The following is a 13000-nucleotide window of genomic DNA, read 5'->3' as shown; positions in this document are numbered from 1 at the left end:
GGAAACTATACGTGTATTAGTTCGATATAATATTGACTCATTGTTTGTTTTCCTATGTGGAGAAACTAATGGGTCGCGCCAAAAAGGTTGTCCTGGCATATTCTGGTGGTGTTGATACTTCCGTTTGCATCCCCTACCTGAAGCAGGAGTGGGGTGTGGAAGAGGTAATTACCCTCGCAGCAGATTTAGGACAGGGAGATGAATTAGAGCCAATTCGAGAAAAGGCTCTCAAATCGGGTGCAAGTGAATCTCTAGTAGCAAATGTCAAAGACAGTTTTATTAAAGATTACGCCTTTGCAGCGATTCAAGCCAATGCCCTTTATGAAAATCGTTATCCTCTGGGAACTGCCCTTGCTCGTCCCCTGATTGCTAAGATTTTAGTAGAAACCGCCGAAAAATATGGTGCTGATGCGATCGCTCACGGTTGTACTGGTAAGGGTAATGATCAGGTACGTTTTGATGTCTCCTGTACTGCGCTGAATCCTCATCTGAAAATCCTTGCGCCAGCACGGGAGTGGGGAATGAGTCGTGAGCAAACTATCGCCTATGGTGAACAGTTTGGCATTCCCGCACCGGTGAAAAAATCTTCTCCCTACAGTATTGACAAAAATCTCCTCGGTCGTAGCATTGAAGCCGGTCTACTGGAAGATCCAGGTACAGAACCACCAGAAGAAATTTATGAAATGACAAAGGCGATCGCTGATACCCCCAATGAGCCAGAATATCTGGAAATTGGTTTCTTACGAGGTATTCCTACAACTATTAACGGTACGCCAAAACATCCAGTTGAGCTAATTGAACAACTCAATCAACTGGTGGGAAATCACGGCATTGGGCGCATCGATATGATAGAAAATCGCTTGGTGGGTATCAAATCACGGGAAATTTACGAATCACCTGCAATGTTAGTGCTGATTCAGGCACACCGAGATTTAGAAAGCCTAACTTTGACAGCAGATGTTAGCCACTACAAACGCGGCATTGAAGAAACTTACACCCAAATAGTTTACAACGGTTTGTGGTACAGTCCACTCAAAACAGCAATTGATGCTTTTATTCAAAAGACACAAGAGCGAGTATCTGGTACCGTGAGGCTCAAACTTTTCAAAGGTAATGCCACAACCGTCGGACGTTGGAGCGACAATTCCCTATATACTCCTGATTTAGCAACCTACGGAGCCGAAGACCAATTTGACCACAAGGCGGCCGAAGGCTTTATCTACGTTTGGGGACTACCAACTCGTATTTGGGCCCAGCAGACCAGAAGTTAAGAGTTAGAAGTTAAGGGACTTCCAATTAAAAAAATATTCCATTGTAGGGGCGCAAGGCCTTGCGCCCCTACTTTAACTATGAGCAATCAATTTATTGCAGGGCGGGATTTTGGGCAAAACCTAGCCGTATTGGGGAGTCACTTTCAACTCCTCACTACTTTTCGGCGGTCTCCTTGACTTGGCGAGACTCCCACCAAAGTGGCACAACGATCACGACAACAAGTATAAGTAAGGCTAATATCGCAAATTGACTCATCCAAGAAATCAATTGTTCTAAAGAAATAATTCTACCGGCAAAGAAAGCTAATGTCACCATCACACTAGCCCAAGCGGTTGCTCCTGCTAAGTTGTACACAAAGAATTTGCCAAAGGACATATCGACGATCCCTGCTAGTGGCGCCGCAAAAATTCGCAGCACCGCGAAAAATCGCCCAAAAAATACAGCTTTAGGTGCGTTTTCATTAAACTGCTCTTTGATGCTCAACAGTCTTACTTCCGTAATCCGAAAGATCTTACCTATGAGCAGCAGGAAATTCCAGCCAGCACTTCTACCAACCCAATAGCCTAAACTACCGCCTATTACAGCACCTACAACGGCGTTACCTACCACTAGCCAGTAATTTAGTTCATTACTACCCGCTAGAAAACCCCCTACTAGGGTCATGGTTTCACCAGGAATGGGAATCCCCAAACTTTCTAGCAAAATTCCCAAAAAAATAGCCCAATAGCCATATTGGTGGGCAAATTCCTGGATGTTTTCTAGTGAAATTAGCTCAAGAGACATCCCGCACCGCCGCCTTTACAAATTTTTACTTGTACTATCATCTTTGCTCTTTTGTGGGTAGGGTGTCAATCAAACCACTAAGGGGAGCCTGTAATCTTTAGTTTATAGTAATTATCGGCTCTTGAGGGTTGAAAATTTTTCTAGTTATTACTACCACAAATACATAGGTAATTAAAGAAAGTATAATCTATTTATCAAAAGTTTATCTAAACCCCAAAAAATATAAAAATTTTGTAAAAGATACGTAGGCTACGGAAATTGTCTGGTGGTTATGCCTATATTGAGTTAAGTTAAGACAAATTATACGGCATGAATACCGAAAAATCTTGTCGCAGATCCACTGCTGTCAATCCCGAGTTTTCGGGATATAATAGCCGTTTGGCAGTTGAAAGCAAAGCGGTATTGATGTCAATTTTTTGTTTTTTGTGATAACCTTTCGGCTACCCAGTTAAATTTATGACTCTTACACAAGAAGTACAAGTAATTTTGTTCAAGCCCCAAGGCAGAATAGACTTGCACGGTGGTACAGCTTTAAGCGATGAGATGGCAGCAATAATACCCAAGCCTCATCAACTCTGGGTGATTGATTTGGCAGGGGTGGATTTCATGGATAGCTCTGGTTTAGTGCCCCTAGTCAAAGGATTAAAAGCTGCACGTCAAAGTGGTTGCCGCTTGGTTCTTTGCAATGTGCAAGCCCCTGTGCGCTTGCTTTTGGAACTCACCCAACTAGACTCAGTGTTTGAAATTTTTAAGACTTACGACGACATCTTGGCTAAAGTTAATAATCGCAGTTTGGTTCTAGCAGGCTGAAGTATCATTTGACCGAATAATGTATGGTGAGGTCAAGCAATGTTAGCAGTTCTTAACAATTTCCCCTATATCCTCACCATGCTCAATCAATGTTAGATTTTGGCTTGACCCTTCCTTTGCTGCTACATAAAATCTGGACAAATCCAGACATTACTTGACGTTTCAACGGGAGCATGGGAGCAGTTATCCCTTAACGTCCAGACACGGTTGAGCCAACCGTGCATATTTTTCGAGATTTTTAGACGCATTTAAATCTCGGTCTTCGGTATGCTGACATCTTTTACACTCGTAAACCCGCTGTGATCAACTAATTTCTTGAATTTCTCCACAATTTGCACAAGTTTTACTAGATGGGTAAAATCTATCCACAAATACGACAGTTCCACCATATCTAATTACTTTATATTCTACTTGTCTGCGGAATTCATAAAAATTAGCATCGCTGACAGCACCGGCTAATTTATGATTTTTCAACATCCCTGAAGTATTCAAATCCTCCAAAGCTACTACTGCGTGGTTTTTGCAGATAAATGTAGTTGCTTTATGAGTCGCATCTTTGCGTATATTAGTAATACGTCGATGCAGTTTAGATATTCTCAACTTTTGTTTTTTGTAACGATTACTCCCCTTGATTTTCCTTGTAAGTTGACGTTGTAATCTTGTTAACTTCCTCCTGGCTCTTTTTAAAGCTTTCGGATTAACAAAAATCACTCCTGTTGATAAAGTAGCTAAGGTTTTTATCCCTAAATCAACCCCAACATAATCATGTTCTTTTTTGGTGATGTCTGGTTCTATTTCATAAGAACAAGAAATGTACCAATCTGCCGCTGATTGAGATATAGTAACCTTTGTGGTTGTGGTATGAGGCAAAGATTCATAAGTTGAAACCCAGCCAATCGTTGGTAATTTAATGCGTTTACCACCGATATTTATTGGTTTACCACCCGCATTAATTGTAAAACTCTCATTTCTCCCTTTTCTTTTGAACTTGGGATAGTCTGCTCGTTTAGAAAAGAAGTTCTTAAAAGCTTTACCTAAATTATCAAAAGCAAATTCTGTGATTTTTTGACAAATACCTGGTTCTTTAATCCAAGTCAAAACCGGCTTGATTTGATTATTAAAGAACTTTTTCAAAATCAAGTGATTGGGTTGATATCCAGATTGATACAATGCTTGCCATGTCGCGAGTCCCCAATTGTATGTAAATCGGGATATGCCAGCGTGTTTTGACATCAGAATTTTCTGGTCGGCAGTCAATTTTAACTTGGTTTTGATAGAAGTCAGTAACACAAATTTACTTGTAAGGCAAGCTTTTCAAATCATCACATAAATAGTACAGGTGGGTCTAGAAGGTTTATGTAAATTTTCTTGAAACATGTGGTGACAGAGCCAATCGAGCGCGTAGGGTCTGCACCATTCCTGTGGACGGTTTTTGGTGCGGTTTGTCAATAAATGTCCGTGGAAGTCCGGCAAATACCTGACTAGAAGATTACTCTAAAACAATGTACTAAAAAAATGTATCTCTGTGCTGCCATTCTGCCAAATTTAGGCATTTGGCACAGTAGTGATATTAGTTTGTTCCGATACTGGTCGGGGAAAGTTCGGTAAATCAATACCACCATGACTAGCAGTGCGGGTTTTCAGTGCTAATCGGTAACTGACACTTTGCAGTTCTGCTTGGAGTTGGCGATTTTCTCGCTGGAGCATGGCTACCTTGTCTCTAACTGGAGCCATCCGCTCCTCAAACTTACGACGGTAAATTTGAGGTAACTCTTGTACTACTTGCTCCAACATCCGACTGCGATCGCTTAATTCTTGCACTGACTGCCGTAATTGGTAAATTTCGGCATCACGAGTTGTAATTTGCTCTTGGTAGAATATTACCTGCTGCTCAACAGCCTCTAGTTGTTCTTGTAAAGCCTGTAGCTGACTTAGATCATGCTCAGGCTGCGCTTGTTGCGGGAGAAAATTCGTATTACCCTTCACCAAGCGGAAGAGTTCTTGCGATAGCTGTTGTACTAATTGATCGCGAAGTTGCAACTCTTGGCGCAGTTGCGACACTTCCGTCGAGAGAGCTTCGATGTTGGGTGTGTCAGATTGGCTCACAGTGGCTTGCAGCTCCCATTCAGAATCTTGTCCACGTTTAGGTATAACCGTAGTAGTACTGCCTTTGGCAAGTAATTGTTAATTTAGCATCCCCTAGCCAAATCAGGAGAAAAGAAAAAGGAAAATTTTTAGTAAATTTTCACATATGATCTGAATTGCTGTTCAAGAGTGTGATTTTGATTGATTTATTGAAAGTTAGCGGGAAACTTCACCCACAAGGGGATGGAGTTTTTTATGTCTTTTAGATGCGTTTAAGCGTATCTATCGAAATTACTCATTGACACAAAATACAAAATATGCATACTTACAAATAATATTTGTCGTAGGGGTTTAGCATTGCTAAACCCCAAAAGTGCCGGTCTACTTACTCAACATATCTTGTAGGGTGGGTCAGACTCAAAAATCTGTTGAGAATTACCAACTGCTAAAAGCTGACGCACCCTACTAAACTCAGAACTTGACCTAAGCAGTCACAGCGACTGGCTCGGCTTTTTCCTCATGGACATCTTGCTTAACAGTCAGATAGCGAATTACTTCTTCGCTCAAACGCATAGCGCGTTCCAAGATAGCAATAGCAGTTCCCGGACCTGTATAGTTGAACTGAATGTAGATGCCATCGCGGTGCCTTTTAATTTCATAAGCCAGACGACGCTTACCACGATTTTGAATTTGGATATCTTCAACACCTTGGTCTCGGAGCAAGTTCTGGTATTTTGTAATTGCTTGCTCTACTTGTTCATCTCCTAGATCTGGGCGGAGGATAAACATTGTTTCGTAAACTATCGACATGGTTTTGAGTCTCCTTTTGGACAAAAAGGTTGCTGAGTATTAATTAATACATGTATTGTGATTGACAATACCAGTACGAATCAACATCTGAAGCAACAAGGAATTATAATCTTACCAGTTTTAAATTAAAATCATTAGCCAAATCTGCCAAAGTTCGGGATCTTAAATCAGTTCCAGGGGATTTACACTTATCAGGCGTATGATGTGGTCTTAGTGTGACCAACGCCAAAGAACCAGTCAAAGACCAGCATCTAACCGCTTAGGCGTTCTAGCGGGGACTTGTAAAAGCTTGGGTTGACCGTCAATCCCAAATCGCAAATCTAAAATCCGGGTATTGCTTGACCGTTCACCGTTGGCTCTGTTGAGTTCTCAAAAAAGCTGACCAACGATTCCTACCAATTAACAGCTTTTCATCGCATCCAAAAGGATATTAATCAAGGTTATGGCGCAGCGCTATGTGCGAGTTCAAAATCAAGAAGGACAGATTTACTACGGGTTACTACAACTATCCCTGAATGTCCAGGTGCTAGATGCTCCACCCTGGTTGCAAGGGCAAGCAACTGATGTCATATTGGAGCCAGAGAATTATCAAATTTTGGCTCCCTGCGCTCCCTCAAAAATTGTGGCTGTGGGCAAAAATTATGCAGATCATGCGGCGGAAATGGGTACATCTGTACCTAGTGAGCCACTGATCTTTTTCAAGCCACCCACCTCCATCATTGCTTCGGAGATGGAAATTAAGTATCCTGCCCTGTCCCAGAGAGTAGACTACGAAGGAGAGTTAGCATTAATAATTGGCGATCGCACCGTTGACTGTAAACCAGCAGAAGCCCAAACTAAAATTTGGGGTTATACTATCGCCAATGACGTAACAGCACGGGATTTACAAAAAAAGGATGGTCAATGGACAAGAGCCAAGGGTTTTGATACATTTTGCCCCTTGGGTCCTTGGATCGTCAGAGAATTAAATCCTGGAGCCAGACTACAAACGTTTGTGAATGACGACACCAAGCCAGTACAATCAGCCTGTATCGATGAAATGGTGTTTGCTCCTGACTTTTTGGTGTCCTATATTAGTCAGGTGATGACCCTGCTACCAGGCGATGTAGTGCTAACAGGTACGCCAATGGGTGTCGGTCCATTACATCTAGGCGATCGCGTCCGTGTAGAAATAGAAGGCATTGGTCGCCTAGAAAACACCGTAGTAGCCCGTAACCCCTAGCGAACTTGCATATAAACAGCCTCAGAAATTGCCGGAATTTCTGCATAACGCCCCATCAGGGACTGGATCGTCGAATACGCAACTGCAGCCACGATACCTAGAAAGATGGTACTTGCTACTGTTTCAACTGCAAAATCTACACGAGGGAGTGCTACAATCCGCAAAATTATGCTTCCCAGAAACACAATGATGTCTAAAAGGATTGCCTGCATGGTATTAAACCGAATAAAATGAATTATTTTGTCGTTTCTTACCACTAAAAAAAACAAGGCAAAGAAAACAAGCAGTTGACCCAATTGTCCTAATGCACCGTAAATTTGGATGACCGGACTAAGAGGCAGAAGTAACACTTGTAGTGCCGGGAATTGTTTCAACAAAGACATATAACCGAATACTAGCCCATCAATTAAAGGAAGCAAATAAGGTAAGCAAGCAAGAATCCGGTCCCAAACAGTTGTAGACCCGCGCCAAGTCATCGTGCGTTCTCCTGTGGCTAAATTTCAACAGCTACTTGAGCCTAGGATAACGCAACTGCTCGGTCTGGCTAGTAAATCAACATTATTCTATATGGGCGATACGAAAACCCATAATACATTCATATTGCTCTGGTTGCTGTTCAGAGAGTTTACGTACTTGTTGAGCGCAGCGCAGTTGACCTTGATTCCATCGGGGTTGACCGCTGTGATCTGCTAGCAAACAAGACTGACAAACCTGCTTAGGGGCAAGAATTTGATCGTCCAGTGACATCTCCCACCACTGAACGGAGTACCGTTTCAGTGGGGGCTTCCAAGACAATCCGGCTAACGCTTAGGAGGCTCTTGGCTTTTTGAGAACGGGATGACCCTCCGCCCTTTTTCTTATATTTATCGCGGCGTTGTGATCGCGATCTAAACTGCACCCACAATTAGGACAGTCGTGCCACCGGATATGCAGTTTCTTGGGAACCTCGACACCACAGCTAGAACAATCTTGACTAGTACCTGATGCTTTGACTGGGACAACTAATAAACCAGCGTTCGCAGCTTTGTTTTTTAGTATTGACAGAAAGCTTGACCATCCGGCATCTAGTACAGACTTAGCTAGTCGTGTTCGTGCAAGTCCTTTTACGTTCAAATCTTCAACCGCTACAACATCATATTTTTTCAACAGATTGTTAGCGGTTTTGAAATGAAAGTCTTTGCGTTTATCAGCAACTTTTTTGTGTTGCCTTCCTAATTGTTTGACAGCTTTCTGTCTGCGCTTACTACCTTTTTGGCGGCGTGATACTCGTTTTTGAATAACCCGCAACCGTTTTTGAGACTTGCGATAATACTGCGGAATGGCAACAACTTCATTATCGGAAGTTGTCAAGAATTCTTTTAGCCCAACGTCAATACCTGTTATTGAATCAGGATTTAAATCTGTTTTAATTGTAGGCACAGTATTATCTTCGAGGCTTAGAGTTACATAATAACCATCAGATTTTTTAGTAATAGAACACGTTTTTATTTTGAAACCGTCAGGGATAGTACGATGTTGTACCAACCTTACTTTTCCAAACTTAGGCAGGGTTATAAAACCATTCTCAATACAATCACTTTTGACTTTTGCATAAGTAAAAGTTTTGTATTGATTCGCCCCTTTGAATCTTGGTCTTCCACTCCGTTTGCCATTACAGTCACCACTAAGAAATCTATCTAAGGCTAACTCTACTCGTTTAGCTGCATTTTGCAACACCTGAGAGTGAAGCTCTTTGTACCAGGGGCGGTCTTTCTTTAGTTGTGGTAAAGAGTCTTGTTGACTATTGTATGTAGGGTTATTTCGTAAATCTGGTAGATAACAAACGAATAAAGAGCAGGAGTTTATTGAACATCGATTTTCTTCATACCAACGGAACCGATCCGCCAACAGATAGTTGTACTGGCAGCGTAGCATATCTAGCCACCTATCAAATTGAACAGCTTGTTGTTTTGTGGGGCGTAATCGGTATTGGTGCGAAGTTTTCATTTTTTCCCCTCCTTGCCTGTATGCTAACATGAATGGGTAGCGTTTAACCACCCAATATGAAAGAAAAAAGACTAAGTTTGAGGCTTAGTGCAAAAAGAATGTATGCTTTGCAGATTTATGCAGCATCAAAAGAGAAGAGTATCACGGCTGTGATTGAGGACTGGATAGATTCTTTTAGGCAAAATGCTCATTCCTCATCTCTTCTTGAGGCTTCTCTACGAGAGGCTTTGCCAACGCCAACGACTAACATCCCTGATTGAACTACGTTCAATCAGGGATGTCAGTCAATTCGTCAATCGCCACCTTATATCCCGCCACTGATTTTGAGTACAAAATTCAGTGGGGGACTTACGGTGAATAGTTAAAATATATAATCTTAACAGTGGAAGCTTACGGAAACAGGCCACAATGCCTGAATCCACAATCTTGCCAATTTTTATAAGGATAGCTAAAGTGACTAGGAATAACCAAGACTTTCTTAACTCCTGTGATCCGGCGATCGCGGAGTTGATTAACGACGAATTACAGCGTCAACGTGATCACTTAGAGTTGATTGCCAGTGAAAACTTTACCTCACCCGCTGTCCTAGCGGCTCAAGGTTCGGTACTCACAAATAAATATGCCGAGGGGCTACCAGGTAAACGCTACTATGGCGGTTGTGAATTTATCGATAAAATAGAGCAGTTAGCCATTGACCGTGCTAAACAACTGTTTGGTGCTGCTCATGCCAACGTTCAACCCCATTCTGGCGCTCAGGCGAATTTTGCCGTCTTCCTGACGCTGCTAGAACCAGGAGACAAAATCATGGGGATGGATTTGTCTCATGGCGGACATCTCACCCACGGTTCACCGGTGAATGTGTCGGGTAAATGGTTCCAAGTTAGCCATTATAATGTTAGTCAACAAACAGAACAACTCGACTACGACCAAATTCGGGAGCTGGCGCTAAGGGAGCGTCCTAAGCTCCTGATTTGCGGTTATTCGGCTTATCCCCGGATCATAGACTTTGCCAAGTTCCGCAGCATCGCTGATGAAGTCGGTGCTTACTTGTTAGCAGATATTGCCCACATCGCTGGTTTAGTCGCCAGTGGTTTGCACCCAGACCCCATTCCTCATTGTCATGTTGTCACAACAACTACCCATAAAACCCTGCGTGGACCACGTGGTGGTTTAATTTTGACCGGCGACGCAGAACTGGGTAAGAAGCTCGATAAATCAGTATTTCCCGGTAGTCAAGGCGGACCATTGGAACACGTCATTGCTGGGAAAGCAGTAGCTTTTGGCGAAGCTCTCAAGCCTGAATTTACAGATTATTCTGCCCAAGTAATTGAAAATGCCCGTTCCTTAGCAACTCAACTGCAAAATCGGGGATTAAAGCTAGTATCAAATAGCACTGACAATCATTTAATGCTAGTGGATTTACGGTCTGTGGGACTGACTGGTAAGCAAGCCGATCAGCTGGTGAGTGGTGTAAATATTACCGCTAACAAAAATACGATCCCCTTTGATCCCCAGTCGCCATTTGTGACCAGTGGTTTGAGGATAGGTTCTCCAGCCATGACTACACGAGGACTGGGAGTGGCAGAATTTAGCGAAATTGGGAATATTCTAGCTGATCGCTTGCTATCTCCAAATTCCTCTGAGGTGGCTGCTGATTGTCGGCGCAGGGTAGCAGCATTGTGCGATCGCTTCCCCCTATACTCTCATCTAGAGATTCCCGTACCAGCCATAGTTTGAGAAAGAGCAGTTACAGCAACTTCGGGTAAATAGATCAATCTGTAGGGGCGCAAGGCCTTGCGCCCCTACGAATATCTGTGATTATTGCCTGAAAATTGCTGTAATATTTTTGATTTCACTCCCAAATCTTGTTCAGGAATCAAATATAGCAACCGCCAAAGTGCTTAGGACATTAACTGATGATAAAACCTAGACACAATCAGACTTGTAACCCAGTCCCCAGTCCCCAGTCCCCAGTCCCCAGTCCCCTGCTATAGTAGTCCCATCTAACCACCAAATTAACTTTGATCAGGGCGCGGTAGCTGACGTAATTTATGAGCAGTATCTAATTCACTATTATTTTTTCTACCATACCCCCAGCCCAAAGTGCGACGATATTCGCCCATAATCCCACTTTCAATTAAATCACCCTCATTAACTTCAATCTCGGTATGGGATTGGGGTGCAACATAGAGCGCATCTACCGGACAATACGCCTCGCACATAAAACAAGTTTGACAATCATCCTGTCGAGCAATTACAGGTGGTTGATTGGGGACTGCATCAAAGACATTAGTCGGACATACTTGGACGCAAACATTACAGTTTATACAGAGGCTATGGCTGACAAGCTCAATCATATTGCTCCTAATATAATTTTTACACTGAGGCTGTTGTTTGAGTATTTGATACTGCCTGTGTCGCAACGGCATCCGTAATCCAATCGCGTCTTACCCATAGCTGATCCAAGCCACCTGTAGCTTGGTAGTAACGCTGATTTGGGTCTGTTTCCGGGTAGTCCACGCGAATATGTTCGCTGCGCGTTTCCGTGCGATGTAACGCGCTAAAATACGCCCATCGGGCTACAGCCGTCAGAGCAGCAGCTCGGCGAGAATGTTCGACATCGCGCACTGTATCCTGTTTTGGATTTGCTTGCACCTGCTGCCACAGCACTTCTAATTTAGCCAACGACTCCAAAAGTCCCGACTCGGAGCGGAAGTGATTTTTTTCCAACGGGAACATCTCTGCTTGGACGCCGCGCACAATTTCCGAGCTATCGAATGTTTCTGGAGTTGAGGACTGCATTCTCAACCCAACTTGACCAGCTGGACGCACAGTTCGTTCATGGGAGCGTGTGCCCAGGCTCTTAGCAAAAGTCGCCGCACCAACTCCTGCCCATTGTCCCGTGGAAATTGCCCAAGCGGCATTGGGACCGCCACCCCCAGAAGCTAAACCAGCTAAAAACTCCCGCGATGCGGCATCCCCAGCAGCATATAGTCCGGGAACTTTTGTACCACAACTATCGTTGATAATCCGAATTCCACCCGTGCCACGAACTGTGCCTTCCAATACCAGCGTTACAGGCACCCGTTCGGTATAGGGGTCAATGCCCGCTTTTTTGTAAGGTAGAAAAGCAATGAAATGAGACTTTTCAATCACAGCCTTGACTTCAGGCGTAGCTCTATCTAAACGGGCATAAACAGGGCCTTTCAGGAGCGCATTGGGAAGGAAAGATGGGTCGCGACGACCGTCGATATAGCCACCAAGGTCATTGCCTGCTTCATCAGTGTAACTCGCCCAGCCAAAGGGAACGCCCCGCGTCACTGTAGCATTAAAAGCGGTCGAGATAGCATAGTGATTGGACGCTTCCATGCTGGAGAGCTCGCCACCAGCTTCCACAGCCATCAGCAGTCCATCGCCCGTATTGGTATTACAACCGAGAGCTTTACTTAAGAACGCGCAACCGCCATTCGCCAAGACTACTGCACCAGCACGAACAGTATAGGCACGATGATGTTGCCGTTGCACTCCTCTTGCACCCGCTACCGAGCCATCGTCAGCCAATAAAAGCTCTAGAGCAGGACTTTGGTCGAGAATCTGGACGCCAACACGCAAAAGGTGTTTGCGAAGTACCCGCATATATTCAGGGACATAATAACTTTGGCGCACCGATTCCCCATTTTCTTTGGGGAAACGATAGCCCCAATCTTCCACAAGGGGCAAACTGAGCCAAGTTTTTTCGATAACTCGCTCTATCCAACGTAAATTAGCTAAATTTTTCCCCACGCGGTAGCGCTCCGATAAAACTTTTTCCCAGTTTTCGGGGGAAGGAGCCATAATGCCATTGCCACTAGCTGCTGCTGCACCGCTCGTACCCAGAAAACCTTTATCAGCAATGATGACTTTAGCTCCTTGAGATGCAGCTGCTGATGCTGCCCAGGCGGCGGCTGGTCCACCACCAATAACTAATACGTCAGCGATTAATTCTAGTTCATTGTGGCTATCAGCTGTTAGCAATTTTTTCGCCTCCCTTTT

Annotated in this window: 12 protein-coding genes and 1 pseudogene; 4 read left to right on the top strand and 9 right to left on the bottom strand. The window is 43.7% G+C overall.

The genetic code is table 11. The annotated features are described in order from the left end of the window. Positions 1-68 precede the first annotated feature (68 nt). Positions 69-1271, top strand: coding sequence for an argininosuccinate synthase (locus tag HEQ19_20105; protein ID WYM01455.1), 1203 nt, complete (start codon positions 69-71; stop codon positions 1269-1271). Between the two features lie 154 nt (positions 1272-1425). Here the strand turns inward: HEQ19_20105 and HEQ19_20100 are convergent, their stop codons facing one another. Further along, positions 1426-2055 (bottom strand): DedA family protein, encoded by a 630-nt coding sequence (locus tag HEQ19_20100; protein ID WYM01454.1) that lies wholly within the window; start codon positions 2053-2055, stop codon positions 1426-1428. Between the two features lie 456 nt (positions 2056-2511). Here HEQ19_20100 and HEQ19_20095 point away from each other — a divergent pair, with 456 nt between their 5' ends. Continuing rightward, entirely contained in the window at positions 2512-2865 is a 354-nt protein-coding gene (locus HEQ19_20095; protein WYM01453.1) for an STAS domain-containing protein, read from the top strand. A gap of 183 nt (positions 2866-3048) precedes the next feature. Here HEQ19_20095 and HEQ19_20090 read toward each other — a convergent pair. From HEQ19_20090 to rpsF, 3 genes and pseudogenes are all read right to left on the bottom strand, one after another. Continuing rightward, positions 3049-4098: pseudogene (locus HEQ19_20090) on the bottom strand (RNA-guided endonuclease TnpB family protein). A 312-nt stretch (positions 4099-4410) separates the two neighbouring features. Continuing rightward, the gene (locus HEQ19_20085; GenBank protein ID WYM01452.1) at positions 4411-4971 is read right to left on the bottom strand and encodes an Npun_F5560 family protein; all 561 of its coding nucleotides are present in this window, start codon (positions 4969-4971) and stop codon (positions 4411-4413) included. A 462-nt stretch (positions 4972-5433) separates the two neighbouring features. Continuing rightward, positions 5434-5760: a 30S ribosomal protein S6 gene (rpsF, locus tag HEQ19_20080; protein WYM01451.1), complete on the bottom strand. Its 327-nt coding sequence runs from the start codon at positions 5758-5760 to the stop codon at positions 5434-5436. A 442-nt stretch (positions 5761-6202) separates the two neighbouring features. Between rpsF and HEQ19_20075 the strand changes: the two genes are divergently transcribed. Beyond that, positions 6203-6982, top strand: coding sequence for a fumarylacetoacetate hydrolase family protein (locus tag HEQ19_20075; GenBank protein WYM01450.1), 780 nt, complete (start codon positions 6203-6205; stop codon positions 6980-6982). Here HEQ19_20075 and HEQ19_20070 read toward each other — a convergent pair. The 3 genes from HEQ19_20070 to HEQ19_20060 all read right to left on the bottom strand — a co-directional run bounded on the left by HEQ19_20070 (position 6979) and on the right by HEQ19_20060 (position 8968). Then, positions 6979-7458 carry a Tic20 family protein gene (locus HEQ19_20070; protein WYM01449.1) on the bottom strand — a complete coding sequence of 160 codons (480 nt, stop codon included), beginning with the start codon at positions 7456-7458 and terminating at the stop codon, positions 6979-6981. The genes HEQ19_20075 and HEQ19_20070 overlap by 4 nt on opposite strands. 82 nt (positions 7459-7540) lie before the next feature. Then, a complete protein-coding gene (locus HEQ19_20065) occupies positions 7541-7729 on the bottom strand; it encodes a hypothetical protein (GenBank protein WYM01448.1) in 189 nt (62 codons plus the stop codon). Between the two features lie 60 nt (positions 7730-7789). Further along, positions 7790-8968: a transposase gene (locus tag HEQ19_20060; protein ID WYM01447.1), complete on the bottom strand. Its 1179-nt coding sequence runs from the start codon at positions 8966-8968 to the stop codon at positions 7790-7792. A 453-nt stretch (positions 8969-9421) separates the two neighbouring features. Here HEQ19_20060 and glyA point away from each other — a divergent pair, with 453 nt between their 5' ends. Then, a complete protein-coding gene (gene glyA / locus HEQ19_20055; protein WYM01446.1) occupies positions 9422-10705 on the top strand; it encodes a serine hydroxymethyltransferase in 1284 nt (427 codons plus the stop codon). 278 nt (positions 10706-10983) lie between these two features. On the opposite strand, the gene HEQ19_20050 is transcribed toward glyA, so the two are convergent. Beyond that, entirely contained in the window at positions 10984-11325 is a 342-nt protein-coding gene (locus HEQ19_20050) for a ferredoxin family protein (protein ID WYM01445.1), read from the bottom strand. Between the two features lie 19 nt (positions 11326-11344). Beyond that, a complete protein-coding gene (locus HEQ19_20045) occupies positions 11345-12982 on the bottom strand; it encodes an FAD-binding protein (GenBank protein WYM03517.2) in 1638 nt (545 codons plus the stop codon). Between the last annotated feature and the right edge of the window lie 18 nt (positions 12983-13000).

Origin of the sequence: Gloeotrichia echinulata CP02, from assembly GCA_038087035.1 — a bacterium.
GTDB lineage: Bacteria > Cyanobacteriota > Cyanobacteriia > Cyanobacteriales > Nostocaceae > Gloeotrichia > Gloeotrichia echinulata.
Note: the sequence above shows the minus strand (reverse complement) of the source record. Positions and strands in the feature narration are given on the sequence as shown.